Annotated in this window: 13 protein-coding genes; 6 read left to right on the top strand and 7 right to left on the bottom strand. The window is 57.3% G+C overall.

What is annotated here, in order from left to right; all coding sequences use genetic code 11:
- Window positions 1-18: 18 nt before the first annotated feature.
- Complete coding sequence (locus GRI39_RS12805; RefSeq protein ID WP_160740121.1) at window positions 19-2,145, bottom strand: TonB-dependent receptor; 2,127 nt, start codon at window positions 2,143-2,145, stop codon at window positions 19-21.
- 111 nt (window positions 2,146-2,256) lie between these two features.
- On the opposite strand from GRI39_RS12805, the gene GRI39_RS12800 reads away from it, so the two are divergent.
- Genes GRI39_RS12800 through GRI39_RS12790 form a run of 3 tightly spaced genes read left to right on the top strand, consistent with a single transcriptional unit; the run spans window position 2,257 to window position 6,236 of the window.
- The gene (locus tag GRI39_RS12800; RefSeq protein WP_160740120.1) at window positions 2,257-3,066 is read left to right on the top strand and encodes a siderophore-interacting protein; all 810 of its coding nucleotides are present in this window, start codon (window positions 2,257-2,259) and stop codon (window positions 3,064-3,066) included.
- A 3-nt stretch (window positions 3,067-3,069) separates the two neighbouring features.
- On the top strand, window positions 3,070-4,674 hold the full coding sequence (locus tag GRI39_RS12795) for an ATP-binding cassette domain-containing protein (protein WP_211371604.1): 1,605 nt from the start codon (window positions 3,070-3,072) through the stop codon (window positions 4,672-4,674).
- The gene (locus GRI39_RS12790; protein WP_160740119.1) at window positions 4,671-6,236 is read left to right on the top strand and encodes an ATP-binding cassette domain-containing protein; all 1,566 of its coding nucleotides are present in this window, start codon (window positions 4,671-4,673) and stop codon (window positions 6,234-6,236) included. Before GRI39_RS12795 ends, GRI39_RS12790 begins: the two co-directional genes overlap by 4 nt.
- Before the next feature lie 288 nt (window positions 6,237-6,524).
- On the opposite strand, the gene GRI39_RS12785 is transcribed toward GRI39_RS12790, so the two are convergent.
- Window positions 6,525-8,789 carry an NADP-dependent malic enzyme gene (locus tag GRI39_RS12785; RefSeq protein WP_160740118.1) on the bottom strand — a complete coding sequence of 755 codons (2,265 nt, stop codon included), beginning with the start codon at window positions 8,787-8,789 and terminating at the stop codon, window positions 6,525-6,527.
- Between the two features lie 114 nt (window positions 8,790-8,903).
- On the opposite strand from GRI39_RS12785, the gene mutS reads away from it, so the two are divergent.
- The gene (mutS, locus tag GRI39_RS12780; RefSeq protein WP_211371603.1) at window positions 8,904-11,513 is read left to right on the top strand and encodes a DNA mismatch repair protein MutS; all 2,610 of its coding nucleotides are present in this window, start codon (window positions 8,904-8,906) and stop codon (window positions 11,511-11,513) included.
- Window positions 11,514-11,557: 44 nt separating this feature from the next.
- Window positions 11,558-11,953: a YidH family protein gene (locus GRI39_RS12775; RefSeq protein ID WP_160740117.1), complete on the top strand. Its 396-nt coding sequence runs from the start codon at window positions 11,558-11,560 to the stop codon at window positions 11,951-11,953.
- Window positions 11,954-11,975: 22 nt separating this feature from the next.
- Here GRI39_RS12775 and GRI39_RS12770 read toward each other — a convergent pair whose 3' ends face one another.
- Genes GRI39_RS12770 through gluQRS form a run of 4 tightly spaced genes read right to left on the bottom strand, consistent with a single transcriptional unit; the run spans window position 11,976 to window position 14,364 of the window.
- Window positions 11,976-12,308: a hypothetical protein gene (locus GRI39_RS12770; RefSeq protein WP_160740116.1), complete on the bottom strand. Its 333-nt coding sequence runs from the start codon at window positions 12,306-12,308 to the stop codon at window positions 11,976-11,978.
- Between the two features lie 53 nt (window positions 12,309-12,361).
- A complete protein-coding gene (locus tag GRI39_RS12765; RefSeq protein WP_160740115.1) occupies window positions 12,362-13,231 on the bottom strand; it encodes a 3-hydroxyacyl-CoA dehydrogenase NAD-binding domain-containing protein in 870 nt (289 codons plus the stop codon).
- A 54-nt stretch (window positions 13,232-13,285) separates the two neighbouring features.
- On the bottom strand, window positions 13,286-13,513 hold the full coding sequence (locus tag GRI39_RS12760; RefSeq protein ID WP_160740114.1) for an HIG1 domain-containing protein: 228 nt from the start codon (window positions 13,511-13,513) through the stop codon (window positions 13,286-13,288).
- On the bottom strand, window positions 13,510-14,364 hold the full coding sequence (gluQRS, locus tag GRI39_RS12755; RefSeq protein WP_160740113.1) for a tRNA glutamyl-Q(34) synthetase GluQRS: 855 nt from the start codon (window positions 14,362-14,364) through the stop codon (window positions 13,510-13,512). Before gluQRS ends, GRI39_RS12760 begins: the two co-directional genes overlap by 4 nt.
- A 123-nt stretch (window positions 14,365-14,487) precedes the next feature.
- Between gluQRS and GRI39_RS12750 the strand changes: the two genes are divergently transcribed.
- Entirely contained in the window at window positions 14,488-15,096 is a 609-nt protein-coding gene (locus GRI39_RS12750) for an HNH endonuclease (protein ID WP_160740112.1), read from the top strand.
- 3 nt (window positions 15,097-15,099) lie between these two features.
- Here the strand turns inward: GRI39_RS12750 and GRI39_RS12745 are convergent, their stop codons facing one another.
- Entirely contained in the window at window positions 15,100-15,516 is a 417-nt protein-coding gene (locus tag GRI39_RS12745; RefSeq protein ID WP_246205074.1) for a DUF4112 domain-containing protein, read from the bottom strand.
- Between the last annotated feature and the right edge of the window lie 13 nt (window positions 15,517-15,529).

Here is a 15,529-nt window from a genome sequence, read left to right as displayed (position 1 = left end):
TCGAGAAAGCCTGGCCAATCAAAACCGCAGCCGCACGCCGCCGCCGACTTCTCGTGGCTCGACGATATAGGCCGATGTTCCGGCCACGCTCCGGTCGATGAACCGCTGTACCGGGGCATGGCTGTCGAACAGATTGGTGACATATCCGAACAGCTCGACCCCGGACGCAAGCGTCCACGAGGAGCGCAGGTTGGCGAGCGTATAGGAACCCACCTCCAGGGCCGGATCGTTGGTATCGTCAGAATAGTAGCCGCCGGTGTGGCGGACATCGCCGCTAATGCGAAGATCGGAGGTGATCTTCAGGTCCGCACCCAGAGTGAACATATGGCCCGGCGCGCGGCTGAATTCGTTTCCGACGAACACCTCGCCGCGATAGTCGGCAAATTCGCTGATTTCGGTGTCGAGCAGACCGAGCGAACCGTAGATCGTCAGGGCAGAGATCGGCTGTGCTTCAAAGCCGATCTCTGCCCCGAAGGTTTCGGCCTTGTCGGCATTGACAATGATCGCGCCGAAGGGGCGGCCATCGAGATAGTCGGTTACCGAGCGCTGCGAGCCCCGATAGTCGGTGTAGAACAGGTTGCCGTTGATCGTCACGCGCCCGTCCCAAAGCGCCATGCGCGTGAACAGCTCATAGTTCCAGGCAGTTTCCTTGCCGAACGTATAGTATTGCGCACCGCGGAAGTTCAGCCCGGTGCCGCCCGGGGTGTAACCGCGGCTGACGAGTGCGCCCACCGTGGCCTCGTCGGTCAGGTCGTAGGATAGCGAGAGCTTGGGCAGGACCGCATCGAAATCGCCGCTGTAAACGTAGGTCACTCCCGGAACGTAGCTGGCGGTGCCGTCATGTTTCACAGTGTCGTGCTGATAGCGCAGGGCGCCCGTCAACACCCAGCGTCCGGAGCGCAGCGAGAGCTCGGCAAAGGGCGCGAGCGAAATATGCGTGAGATCGGCGTCGGCGTTACCCAGTTCGTTGTCGAGAATATTGCGGGTCTTGTCGTGCCAGTAATAAAAGCCGACCACCCCGCTCAGGCCATTGCCCACATTGCCGAAATTCAGGCGCGTTTCGTTGGAGACGTTGGTGTTCGATCGGTCCGCGATCCCGGCAAAGGGTGGTGCGAAGCGATAGTCGTAGCTGCCTTCGGAATATTGCAGCTGGTTGTGCAGTCGCACGCCATTGCTGAATTCGTAGGACAGATCAAACAGCCCGGTGTCGTTGTTCGTTGTCAGATTGTCCTGATAGAGCGTTGCGTTCTGCAGATCGGCGTAGGGCTCGGACACCGCTTCGTTGCGGGGGCGCTCGGCCTTGGTGTGCGAATAGGTGAGCTTGGCGGAAAGGCCGGGAATGGAAACCGGTTCCCAGAGCAGTTTCGTCCGGACGTTGAGGTTCATCCAGTCGAAATCGAAGTCGCCGGCGGTGAAGGTCGGACTGGAATAGGTGACGAAGGTGTCGCGCCCGCTGTAATCTATCGCCACGCGCACGGCGATATCCCCGCTGAGCGGCGCAGAGGCGGCAAGCGATGCGCGATACTTGTTGCGTTCACCCAGCAGCACCTGGCCGGCAAACTCGGGCGAGAATGTCGGGTCGTTGGTGTTCATGACCACAGCCCCGGCAATCGCATTTGCGCCCTGCGAGGTGGTCTGCGGGCCGCGGTAGACTTCGATCGACGCCACGTCCCATGTCCCGGCGGCGCCGATGTCGAGTTCGCCGGCATTGAGATAGCGCCCATCGACGCTGATCGTCGCTCCGGGGATCGGCTTCGACAGATAGGCATTACCAAAGGTGATCGGCCCCTTGGCATCGATACCGCGGATGATCGGGGCGTCGGTGTCTCCGGCGTAGATCACATTGGGCACCCCGCGCAGGGCATCGGCAACTGTAGCCTGATCGTTCCTCTCGTTCAGCCGCTCTGCCGTAATCACGTCGATTGAGCTGGCCGTCTCCCTCACGGTTCGCTCCAGCTTTTGGCCTAGAACGATGATTTCCAGAGGCATGATGGTGGTTTGCGCCTGCGCGTCCTCCGCCTGCGGAGCCTCCTGAGCCTGCGCTGCACCAGCACTCGCCGCAATGGCTACCGCAAGAGCCGCGCCGCGCAGCAGCGCCCTACGAAGACTGGTAACGGAGCGATGCGATGATCCGGTGATGGTCATATTCGAAGCTTTCCTCAGGCTGACAGTTGATGGCTTGCAAATGATTCGCAGCAGCGTTAGAGGGCGTTGTATTAGTTTGCAACAGTCTGTTTCTATTTGTGTGAGGAAGCCATGGTGCGCGAGGAAAAGCATGACCGGGGGCTGGAGTTCGTCACCGCAGTGGTGGAGCGTGTAAGCCAGCCATTTGAAAGCGTGCGCAGGGTGACCGCGCGGCTGCCAGAGATCATCGACCATGCGGCATGGGGGCGTGCCAATGTCGCTTTTCGCATCTTCCTGGGCGACGATTATGGTGGCGCATCGCGGATATACACCGTGCGCAAATTCGATCCCGCGCGCCGGACAATCTCTTTCGATATCATTCTGCACGGCGAAAGCAGTCCGATGATGCAATGGTCGTCGCAGCTTGATCGCGATGCGCGCTTCGACATTGCTGGTCCGCGTCCGCATTTCCTCATCCCTGATGCGAATGGCAAGAAGTTGGCGCTGTTTCTGGATGCGACCGGGATTCCCGCGCTCTGCGCGATACTCGCCGAGGCCGAAGCGCCCATTCCGGGCACCGGCTGGGTCCATGTCGATGACGAGTCCTATTTCGCCGAACTGCCTGCCTGCCCGGGCCTTACGCTGCATCGGATTGGTGGCGCAGGCACAGGGGATGTACCCCTGCTGGAACAGACACTGGCACTGAACGACCCAATGATCGGCAGCGTATGGGGGGCCGGGGAACGCAAGGAAATGCGCACCATCCGCGCCCATTTTCGCGACACGCTCGGCCTTCCCGCAAGCGCTGTAGCCGTTGCTGGATACTGGACCAGCGGCATCAGCAACAGCCAGGTCGATAAGATACGCCAGAAGGTCTACGAAAGCCTGCTGGCCAAGGGCGGAACTCCCGAGGAGTTCGACGATCTCGCACTGGAGCTATGACCGGTGCGAAGCGAACCCAAAGAAAACGCCGACGCTTTCAACGAGGCTTTGCGCCCATCACTGCCATGGCTTGGCCTCAGCGTTGCACTGGTTGTAGCGGGTGGGCTGCTGACGGTGAGCGTGCTCTGGATGCTGGTATGCTTCATTGGCGAGCCGGGCGTAAACACCGCCCTTTGGGCTCTGGCCCTGTCGGGCGGCACCGCGCTGTGCGCTGCTCTGTCATCCTGGCTCGCCCATTCAGGCGAGATGAGCTTTGCAGCGCGCTTACGGGAGAAGGTCGCCACGCACCTGATGTTGCTGCCCCCCAGCGCTGTCTCGCAGTACGATGGCCAAAAACTGCGACGTCTGGTGGCCGACGATATCGTCGCTCTGCATCATATGATCGCGCATTTCCCCCATGAAATCGCGACCTTCCTGATTGTGCCGCTGGCCTCGATCTGCCTGCTTGTGGCGATCGGGGGCTGGGTATCGCTGGCGGCCCTGATCCCAGGGCTGGTTGCCGCGCTGTTTATTCTGGTCGCGGTGCCGCGCCTCGCCTCCCGTGAGGGCAAGATCCAGTTCGACGTGATGGGCGACATCGCGCTAGCGGTTGACGATTATGCACGGGGCATTCGCGTCAACCGCATCTTCGCAGCGGAAGCCGGTGCGGCCGCGCGATATGAGGAAGCGACCCAGCGCTTTTCGCGCGGCATGGTTGAACGAGTCGGCAGGGTTGCCACGATCATGGCCATGGCAACCGCCTTGCTTCAGCCTGTCGCCACCTTCGCCATTATCTATGCCACAGGATTCGACCGGCCGGCGCAGGTACTTGCGGCGAGCCTGTTCTTCAGCCTCGCAGTGGTCACGCCGGCTCGCCAGCTTGGCCATGGTCTCGACTATATCTCCATGGGCAGAGCCGCCGCAGGCCGTATCCGCGCCTTTCTCGCCGAAGCGTCGGTGGTGGGCGGCCCGGTCAGCGACCAGCCGTCAGAGCGCGCCGATCTGGTCGTTCGCAATCTCTCGGTCATGCTCGCAGACCGACCGGCTCTTGCCCCGGTTTCGCACTGCTTTCCAGCCGGGACCTTGACCGCGATCACAGGAACAAGCGGTGCGGGCAAAACGACCCTGCTGCGCGTATTGGCGGGGCTGGAACCGCCCACCACCGGCACGGTCCTGCTGGCGGACACACCCCTTGCTGAACTGGCACCTGCCAACCGCACGGCCTGGGCTGCATTGATCGCACAAGGCACCGACGTGCTTTCCGCTCCGATCCGCGATAATCTGCTGCTCTCAGCGCCAGACGCCCGCGACGATGTTTTGCAAGCCGCGCTTCGTGCCGCGCAAATAGAAGAGGGTCTCGATACCGACGCCGAGCGCCTATCGGGCGGCGAGAAGCAGCGCCTGAACATATCGCGGGCTTACCTTTCAAGCGCGCCGCTGCTTCTGCTCGATGAACCGACCAGCGCGCTGGACGCCGACACTTCGCGGCGCGTGGTGGATGAATTGCGTCAGCTCGCGAAGAGCACGGGCAAGGTCATCGTCATGGTCACGCACGATCCGGCAATGGCGGCACGGGCTGACGAGATACTGCCCCTGCACCCGGTCGATTATGATGGAGCTAGGCGATGACAATGCCCGACAATACCTTGCGTGTCGCCCGTCGCCGCATGCTGCCCGCTGCGCTTGCCTGGATAGCGGTCGCGATTGCCGAAGCGCTGTTCTACACGCTGCTGGCCATGGCGATTGTGCGGCACGAGCCCCCGTCTCTCGTCATGCTGTTCGGCGGTCTGGCCGTGCTGGCCACGACAATCGCCGCAAGGGCGGGCTTCTTCACCGGTGCGCGGCTGACAGGCGACCTTTACGCCTCGCTGGGGCAGGCCCTGACGCGCGCGAAGCTGGCGTGGTTTACCGATGAGAACCGGGCGAAGCTATCCGCGGTGGCAACCCGCACCATTCCGGGGTTCATGAGCATTCCGGCGCACCACCTGCAGACCTTCATCCATGCGCCATTGCTGCCGCTATTGCTTCTACCCGGCACGCTGCTGGTTGGCGGCTGGCGTGCCGTGCTTGTGGCCGGGGCGCTTCTCGTACTTTCCTTCATGGCGCAGTTCACCGCACAACGCGCGCTGCGCAACGCCGACCAGCGCCGGGGTGAACTGGAAGGCGAAGCGAACCGGGTGGCGCTCGATCTGGTGGACCATCTCGAACTGCTGCGAACAGCGGCCGGCCCTATCGAGGCGATCCGCCCTGCCCAGAGCATCTGGCAAGAGCAGGCAGCGGCAATGCGCCGCACCAACCGCGCGGCATCGCTGGCCAGTTTCGTGTCAGCTATGGCGGGCGCATTTCCGGTGGTGGGAATGGCGATATATCTGGCGCTGGTGGCAGGTCTGTCGCCCGCCGCAATTCTCGCCCTGCTGTTGCTGGTGATGCGCGCTGCGGCTCCGCTGGAAACGCTTGCTGTGGCCGGCATCATGCTCAACGATCAACTCCGCGCGGCGCGCGACTTCGCCACGGTCATCTCCGCCCCGTCACTGCCGGAGCCGCCGCCACAGCTGGCCGAAAATCCGGTTGGCACGACTCTGGTGCTCGACAAGGTTGCCTCGGCTCCCGCCCTCAAAGGTGTGTCCGCCACGATCGCTCCGGGCGATCGCATTATCGTGACCGGCCCGACCGGCTCGGGCAAGAGCACGCTGCTTGGCCTGATGATGCGCTTCGACGATCCGGAGGATGGCACGCTCATGCTTGGCGGTGCGGCATTGAGCCGGATCACCTATGGCAAGCTGGCGCAGCACTTTGCCTATGTGCCGCAGGAGCCGGTGGTCTTCACCGGGACTTTGGCCGACAATATTCGCCTGGGGCGGCCAGAGGCCAGTGATCGGGAGATCGAAGACATCGCTCGCCGTGCGACGCTGGGTCCGGTGATCGAGCGCTCGGCTATGGGCATTCATCAGCCCGTCGGGCATCATGGCAGCGCCCTGTCTGGCGGAGAGCGGCAGCGCCTGGCCTTTGCCCGAGCTTTGATCAGTGATGCGCCAATTCTCATGCTTGACGAGGCGACATCGGCGCTCGACGAGGCGAGGGAACGGGCGCTCGCCAGCCTAGTACGCGAGTTGCAGCGGACGGCGATCATTGTCGCGCACCGCAATCCGGAAATCTGGTCGCCGACCGGTCAAATGAACCTGGCGCTCTAAACTGCAAGATGTGCTCCGCCGACTCGACCCGATATGTAATCCGGAATCAGCGCTACATCGAAAAGCCCTTACTCCGGCTCACGAGAAATCACGGCTGACGGTGATTGCTGGGTGATTGCTGGAGCAATTTTCGAACCTCAAGCTTTCCATAAAAAGGCTTACAATCAATATGATACTTGAGATGCAGCACGAAGTCTGGTATTTTCGCTACCGTCGCAAATTGAGCACGTGAGATCAAATTTAAAAGACCCGGCGGAAACTTCCGACCGGGTCTTTTAGTATCAGTGGTTATTTCACCACGCCAGCACTGGCGAGCACGGCCAGCGTCAGAATATCTGGCGCGCTCGCCGTCATTGGAGCGATCTGTACAGGCTTTTCCATCCCGATCAGCATCGGCCCGATAACCGTATTACCGCCCAATTCCCGCAGCAACTTAGCTGAGAGGTTAGCTGACTGCAGGCCAGGCATAATCAGCACATTGGCCGGAGCAGACAAGCGGCTGAAAGGGAAATTTGCCATCACGGCCGGGTTAAGTGCCGCATCCGGCCCCATCTCACCTTCATATTCGAAATTCGGATTTTCCCTGTCGAGGATCTGCACCGCACCACGAATATTTTCGAGCCAACGCCCTGCCGGGTTGCCGAACGTCGAATATGACAGGAATGCTACACGTGGTTCGTGCCCAAGCCGACGAGCTACAGCAGCCGTTTCTGTAGCGATATGCGCCAGCTCTTCAGCGGTAGGACGTTCATTCATGGTGGTATCTGCGAGGAAGACAGTATTCGTCTTGCCGATCATCAAATGCACGCCAAAAGGTACACCATCGGGCTTGGGATCAAGCACGTGGCGCACTTCTTTCATGGTCTGCGCGAATGGACGCGTCAGGCCGGAAATCATCGCATCGCCATGGCCCAAAGCGACCAAGGCGCTGGCAAAGATGTTGCGATCCTGATTGACGACGCGGCGAACGTCGCGCTCCATATACCCGCGACGCTGAAGGCGTTTGTAGAGGTAATCGACCATCTCAGGCACATAGGGCGAATCGGCTGAGTTCTGGATTTCGAACGCTTCAGGGTGCGATACACCCAGTTCCTGCAGCTTATCCATGACTGCCTTCGTCCGGCCGACCAGCACAGGCGTACCATAGCCGAAATCGCGGAACTGTATGGCAGCTCGCAATGTCACTTCTTCTTCTGCTTCGGCGAAGACAACGCGCTTTGGATTGGCTTGCGCGTCAGCGTAAACTTGCGTCAGAACCGAAGTTGTCGGGTTCAAGCGTGCCTTGAGCTTCATCTTGTAAAGCTCGAGATCTTGGATCGGCGCCTTGGCAACACCACTATCCATTGCGGCTTTTGCGACTGCTGCTGATACCCGCTCCATCAGGCGCGGATCAAAAGGAGCCGGAATGATATATTCCGTGCCGAAACGATGGTTCTTGCCATAAGCGGCGGCAACCTCTTCAGGCACACGCTCGCGCGCCAGTCCCGCAATAGCTTCTGCCGCTGCAATCTTCATTTCTTCATTGATCGCAGTAGCCTGCACATCGAGTGCACCACGGAAAATGAAGGGGAAGCCAAGCACATTGTTGACTTGGTTTGGATAATCTGACCGCCCAGTTGCAATGATGGCATTGGGGCGAATTTTCTTCGCATCTTCCGGCCAGATTTCAGGCGTCGGATTAGCCATGGCAAAGATGATCGGCTTATCCTTCATCTTCTCCAGCCATTCCGGCTTCAGAGCGCCAGCAGCCGAAAGGCCAAGGAAGATATCTGCACCATCCAGTGCATCGATCAAGGTACGCGCATCCGTGTCGGTCGCATGAGCGCTCTTCCACTGGTCCATGCCATGCTCACGGCCACGATAGATCACCCCATCCCGGTCGCACATAATGACATTTTCATGCCGAACGCCCATCGCTTTAATGAGCGCAGAGCAAGCAATAGCCGCAGCCCCGGCACCATTGACGACCATTTTCACATCTTCGAGCTTACGCCCCGTCAGATGACAAGCATTGATCAAGCCAGCGGCGGCAATAATGGCCGTACCGTGCTGATCATCATGCATAATCGGGATATTCATCCGCTCACGCAGAGTCTGTTCAATGATGAAGCATTCTGGAGCCTTGATATCTTCCAGATTGATGCCGCCAAATGTCGGCTCCATCAGGGCGACGGCATTGATAAAGGCTTCAGGGTCTTCGGTGTTGAGCTCGATATCCATGGCATCGACATCAGCGAAGCGCTTGAAGAGGACACACTTGCCTTCCATCACGGGCTTGGAGGCCAAAGCGCCCAGATTGCCAAGACCCAGAATGGCTGTGCCGTTGGAAATCACGGCGACGAGGTTGGACCGTGCCGTATAATCGGCCGCGCAGGCGGGATCTGCGGCAATTGCCTCAACCGGAGCGGCCACACCCGGCGAATAGGCGAGCGATAAATCTCGCTGCGTTGCCATCGGTTTGGAAGCGATAATTTCGATCTTACCCGGGCGGCCTGTCTTGTGATAAAAAAGCGCTTCGCGGGTGGTGAAACTCGAATTGTCTTGTTCGGCCAAAGCTCGTTAACTCCTGTCTCTGTCCAATTGCCTAAACGACCTTTGCCAAAAGCGGTAGGGGAAAGCTTTCATAATACCATTCCGAATCTTCCTATACACCGCTACCGGGTCTCTATGGCTGGCTCTGCAACACCGATGATGGCGCAATACCTCGCTCTCAAGCAAGAAGCGCAAGACTGCCTCCTGTTCTATCGGATGGGAGACTTCTTCGAACTTTTCTTTGACGATGCCAAGACAGCAAGTGCTGTGCTCGACATCGCGCTGACAAGCCGGGGGGAGCATAAGGGTGAAAAAGTCCCCATGTGCGGTGTGCCGGTCCATTCCGCTGAGAATTACCTTGCAAGACTCATCAAAGCTGGATGCCGCGTAGCGATCGCTGAGCAGGTCGAAAGCCCGGAAGAAGCGCGCAAACGTGGTGGATCGAAGACGCTGGTCAAACGCGATATCGTGCGCTTTGTCACCGCTGGCACCTTGACCGAAGAAGCTCTTCTGGAACCACGGCGAGCAAATATGCTCGCTGCAATTATCGAATTGCGTGGCATGTGCGGTATTGCATCCTGCGACATTTCCACGGGCAAAATGGAACTGGAAGAGTGCCAGCCTGAACGGCTGAATGCGCAATTGGCTCGTATCGGAGCGAGCGAATTGATTGTTCCCGATAGCTGGCTGGCAGAAGGCACGCTGGTGCCGGAACAGGCCATTGGCCGGGACAAGCAGGATTTCTCCAGCGATGGCGGTGAAGAGCGCCTCAAGAAAATTCACGGCGTATCCACTTTAGATGGGTTCGGCGCATTTACCCGCCCCATGCTGGCGGCCGCCAGTGGCTTGATTGCTTATCTTGATCACGTCGGGCGCGGAACACTCCCTTTCCTTCTTCCTCCGACTATGCGGTCAGGCGATACGAGCCTCGCCATGGATGAAGCAACGCGCACCAGCCTGGAGATCGTACAATCACAGCAAGGCGGCCGTCAGGGCAGCCTGCTGGCTTCAGTAGACCGCTGCGTGACAGGCGCCGGAGCGCGGCAATTGGCAGAGGATTTATCCGCTCCACTGATTGATCTGGGCGCGATCGACGAACGCCTTGCACTGGTCCAATACTTCCATGATGATGCGCTATTGCGATCTGACCTTAGGGATATGATGCGCAGTCTGCCCGACATCGGGCGAGCCCTTGGCAGGATCGTGGCAGGCCGTGGTAGTCCGCGTGATCTTGGCCAAATTCGTGACGGCCTGGAGAAAGGTTCACGCATTCATGACCGATTGAGCGAGCGTGACGCAGCGCCTGTGTTGCTCGAACATGCAATGCCTCTCCTCAATGGTCATAACAGCCTGATCGACCTCTTATCGCGCGCACTGGTTGCATCACCGCCAACCGAACGCAATCAAGGCGGCTATATCGCTGAAGGTTACGACGCTTCTCTGGATGATTTGCGTAGTATTTCAGGCAACGCTCGTCGTGCAATTGCAGCTCTTGAAAGCCGGTATCGCGAAGAAACAAACGTTTCCTCTCTCAAGATTAAACATAATGGTGTGCTTGGTTATTTCATCGAAGTACCAAGCCGATATGGCGATGTGCTGATGGCAGCGGATAGCGACTTCACCCATCGCCAGACGATGGCCAACGCCATGCGCTTCAACTCTCTTCATCTTCATGAGGAAGCAAACCGCATTACCGAAGCAGGCGGGCGGGCTATCGCCGCCGAAGAAGCACATTTTGAAGAACTGACCAGCGCCGTCGTCAGTAAGCGACAAGCAATTGCTGAAACCGCCGCAGCCCTGGCTCGGTTAGATGTTGCTGCAGGGGTAGCAGAACGAGCGGCCGACAGTGGATGGTGCCGCCCTACTCTGTCGGAAGACGCGGTTCTGGACATTCAGGGTGGCCGACATCCAGTAGTTGAAGCGGCACTCGCTAAAAAGGGTGAGCGCTTCGTAGCCAACGATTGCCAGCTTGAGCCTAAAGACCGCCTTTGGCTGATCGGTGGCCCTAACATGGGCGGTAAGTCGACTTTTCTCCGCCAGAACGCCCTCATCGTCCTCTTGGCGCAAGCCGGGTGTTTTGTCCCCGCAACATCGGCAAACATTGGCTTGGTGGATCGGCTCTTCAGTCGCGTTGGCGCTTCAGACAATCTTGCCCGAGGTCGCTCCACTTTCATGGTTGAGATGGTGGAAACCGCAGCCATTCTTGCGCAGGCCACAACCCGAAGCTTCGTCATTCTGGATGAAGTTGGGCGTGGAACCTCAACTTACGATGGTTTGGCACTAGCCTGGGCAGTTGTCGAAGCTGTTCATGAAGGCAATCGCTCACGCTGTCTCTTCGCCACACATTATCATGAGCTGGCCCGCCTGGCGGAAAACTGTGACTCTTTGTCTCTCCATCACGTCCGCGCGCGTGAATGGAAGGGAGAACTGGTTCTGTTGCATGAACTGGCCAAAGGTCCTGCAGACAGGTCTTACGGCCTGGCGGTTGCCAAACTGGCAGGTGTTCCAGCTGAAGTGGTCGCCCGTGCCAAGTCTGTTCTGGAACGCTTGGAAAAGGGCCGGGCGGAAACCGGTGGCATTGCTGCTGGCTTGGGCGACCTGCCTCTCTTCGCCGCAAGTGCAGCAGCACTAGAGGAACAATGTGATGAATTGCGTGACAAGCTCAAATCAATCGATGTGGATGCTTTGAGCCCACGAGAGGCCTTGGACGTTCTTTATGACCTTAAACGCGAAGCGGAAAGCTAGACACCTTCGCTTGCCTTTGTGGTTTTGGTGCTTAGTCTCAGCATATGGCAGAGGAGCACAAAGGTTCGGATGAACTTGCGGCAGATCGGACTGATCTGGCGGAAGACCGTACGGTTCAAGCCACTGAGCGCACCTTTGCTGGCTGGCTTCGCACTGCCTTTGCAGCCATTGGCATCGGCCTTGCCTTCCGCGCGGTGTTTGGCGACTTCGACCCTCCATGGCTGGCAAAAGCTATTGCAACCTTGTTCGTCATTTTGGGGGCAAGCATTGCCTTCACCGCACAAAGCCGGGCTTGTAAAACATTTGATCGCTTGTCAGCCCACCGGATCGATCGACCTGAACTGCCCAATATTCGGTGGATGAGCTGGTCAGTGGTGGCCGGGGCGCTATTACTCGTCATCGGATTTTGGTTTCTGAATGACGGAAAGATCGGCCCCTGAGCGACCATTGCGTTTCTATCGTTTAGCGTGGCTCTTCCGGTTTAGCCTGCTTGCCATATTTATCGACATCGTCGTCGTAATTTGGCTCACCCCGGTAGGCATCCATATCAATCCGGCCGCTCGATTCCATATCGCGCATATGATCAACAAGGTCCTGTGTGGAATCGCCTGAGACATCACCATCAGCCTTTTGCTTCAGGCTTTCAGTCGGGCTTTCCGAATTCGGCGTAAGCCCCTGCGCTTCTTCGGATATTTCCTGAGCCTGAGAAAGGTGGTCATCCTGCTCGTCATTATGCGTTTCAGGTGCCATACCTGCCTGACGCTGCTCCTGATTTTCAACTGGCTTACTGGTCATGGAATCATCTCCTTTGACTTCCACAACGGGCAGTAAGCAAAGCCTGTTCCCGCTCACCGTGTAGGAACAGGTTCTTCCCCGGCATAATCATAGAAGCCCTTGCCGCTCTTTCGGCCAAGCCAGCCAGCAGCAACATATTTCGTCAGCAGAGGTGCAGAGCGATATTTGCTGTCCCCTGTGCTTTCGAAAATCACATGCATGATTTCAAGGCAGGTATCGAGGCCAATAAAATCCGCCAGTTCAAGCGGCCCCATGGGGTGGTTCAAACCCAACCGACACCCTTTATCAACGTCAGCGACATTCGCGGTGCCCTGCCCAAGAACAAAGATCGCTTCATTAATCATCGGCAGGAGAATACGATTCACGACAAAGCCTGGTTCGTCTTCACTGAGAACCACTTCCTTGCCCAAAGCCTCGGCAAAACCACGCGTAGCCGCCACAGTTTCCTGTGATGTGGCTAGTCCGGGAATCACTTCGATCAACTTCATCACCGGAACTGGGTTGAAGAAGTGGAGACCAATAAACCGCTCAGGGCACGGCGTTAAAGCGGCCATCCGGGTGATTGAAATGGAACTGGTGTTGCTGGCGAGGATCGCACCTTTCGCCAGAATCTCGCAAACCTGTTCAAAAATAGCAGCTTTGATTGTTTCGTTTTCAGTAGCCGCTTCAATAACCAGATCAGCTTCACCCATCGGCGTATAGTCGCCAACTGGAACAATGCGCGAAAGAGCGCCCTGTGCATCGGTGGAACTCATCTTGTCTTTGGAGACAAGCCGCTCAAGACGTTTGGAGATGCCATCCTTTGCTTTTTCGGCGATAGATAATTCACGGTCAGCCAGCCACACATGCTGCCCGCAAGCAGCCACTGTCTGGGCAATACCTGCCCCCATCTGGCCTGCTCCAATGATGCCGATATGCTTCATGATGCCACTCCTTCGCAGTTGCGGCATAAGCATACTAGCTGGGTCAGTTCATGGCTAGCGATTGAACATCAAAATCAGGATAATCACGAAAATGGCAGCGCCTTGATATTTGACGCGGGCAAACATCGCCTTGTTCTGACGCAGCTGCATTTCAGTCACTTTATCGGAGCCGCTTTCCAGATCGACCTTCGTACTCTGCATAAAGGCAACAATGCCCCGCACCAGTGAGACAACCACCATGATCGCTAAAAGAACCAGGACGATGACCAGAAGAACATTCATGTAGACCAGTCTAGAGAACTTGAAAGCGTAAGGCCAGCAGGGAAGCAGTTCTTGCGCAATTCATCGGCTAACGCTTTCCCATCGAGACCAGCAGCGCGCATTTGAAACAATGAGGCAGATTGGCGCCTTTTCGCAAGCTTCTTGCCACTTGTATCAACCAGTAATCCATGATGATGCCATCTTGGCACCGGTAGATCGAGCAAGGCCTGAAGCAGACGGTGAATATGGCTTGCGAAAAACAAATCCATGCCCCGCGTTACCAGACTGACTCCATCGGCCGCGTCGTCAAGGGTTGCCGAAAGATGATAGCTTGATGGCGTATCGCGATCCTTGCGTAGCAGAACTACATCCCCGGCTAAACCAGGTTGAGCGACCTGCTCCCCCGCTAATTCATCTATCCAGGTGAGCGGGCCAGTTTCTTCCATTGCAGCGGCAATATCGAGACGCCATGCAACATTTTTTGCATCACTGGGCGGAGGATTGTTTCGGCAATGACCGGAATAGATCATCCCCAATGGGCCTATTTTAGGTGTTTGCGCCAGAATCTGCGCTCTGGTGCAATTGCAAGGGTAAAGCAGCCCTTTGGCCTTTAGAATATCCGATGCCGCTTCATACGTTGCCAGGCGAGTGGATTGCGCGGGCACCTCTTCCCACGACAGCCCAAGCCACGCGAGGTCTTCGCGGAAACTATCTGCGAGTTCACGACGCGAGCGTACACCGTCGATATCTTCAATCCGCAAGAGAAAGCGCCCTAAGCCATTTTGGGCCAGATCATAGCTGGTTATCGCAGATAGAGCATGGCCAAGATGAAGAGAGCCATTAGGACTGGGGGCGAAGCGGGTAACGATCATTCTCAGTTATTCCCAGCGCAGCAGACATAAATAAATTAAATTTCTGTGGATTGTCTGTTTGTAACAGGCTTGACGCTTTTCGCAGCAAATGCTCCCTTGCAATCATCAGGGAGGGCACAAACAGTGTTCACAGCCGAACTGATTGAAAGAGCTGCTCGCTTCCGTAGTGCGGATGATGATCCGACACGCAAGCTTGAAAACTGCCCGGCGTTGGTCCTCAACGCCGATTACACTCCTTTATCCTATTACCCACTAAGCCTGTGGCCTTGGCAGACCGCAATAAAGGCAATCTTCCTTGAACGGGTTGATGTGGTTGCGAGCTATGATCGCGAAGTGCGATCTCCCTCGCTGGACATGAAGATACCTTCCGTGATTGCCTTGAGGCAGTTTGTAAAACCTAGCGAATTCCCGGCATTTACGCGGTTCAATTTGTTTCTGCGGGATCGCTTTGCTTGCCAATATTGCGGCAGCAAGCAGCATTTGACCTTCGATCATGTCATTCCTCGCCGATTGGGTGGCCGTACAACTTGGGAAAATATCAGCACGGCCTGCGCGCCCTGCAACATGCGCAAGGGCGGCAGAACTCCGAAACAGGCTCATATGAAGCTAAGGATGGAACCATTCCGTCCTACCAATTGGCAACTTCAACAATATGGCAAAAGCTTCCCGCCGAACTACCTACATGAGACATGGCGGGATTGGCTCTATTGGGACATTGAACTCAAGGAATAGTGATCAACCCTCAATGATTTGCCCAGCAGGATGATGCTTATCAAGGTGCTTGCGGATAATCTTCAGATTGCGCGAGTTTGAACGATAAATGAAATCGAACAAATCGCCGGCCACAGGGATAGCACCAATGGCTGTATCGAAGGCGATATTGCCTGCCATGCGCCATAGCTTCCATTTCGGGATGCCAAGGTTGCGAGCCTCCCAGACGATATAAGCGCCCATCGCTGCGGTAATGATGTCTCCAACAACTGGGATAAGCCCGATAATGGGGTCCAACCCAACGCCGCGATTGATTCCGGGAATCGTGAAGGACCGCTCCAGCATCATCTCGACCATCTCGATCCGGCGACGAATCGACACCGGATCGTTACCGATAGGAAGTTCAAAACCCATAGGGCTGGGGCGTTTGGGGTCAGACATTTGCTCTCCTTCC

The organism is Altericroceibacterium indicum (genome assembly GCF_009828105.1).
GTDB lineage: Bacteria > Pseudomonadota > Alphaproteobacteria > Sphingomonadales > Sphingomonadaceae > Altericroceibacterium > Altericroceibacterium indicum.
This window is presented reverse-complemented; position numbering and strand designations above follow the sequence as displayed.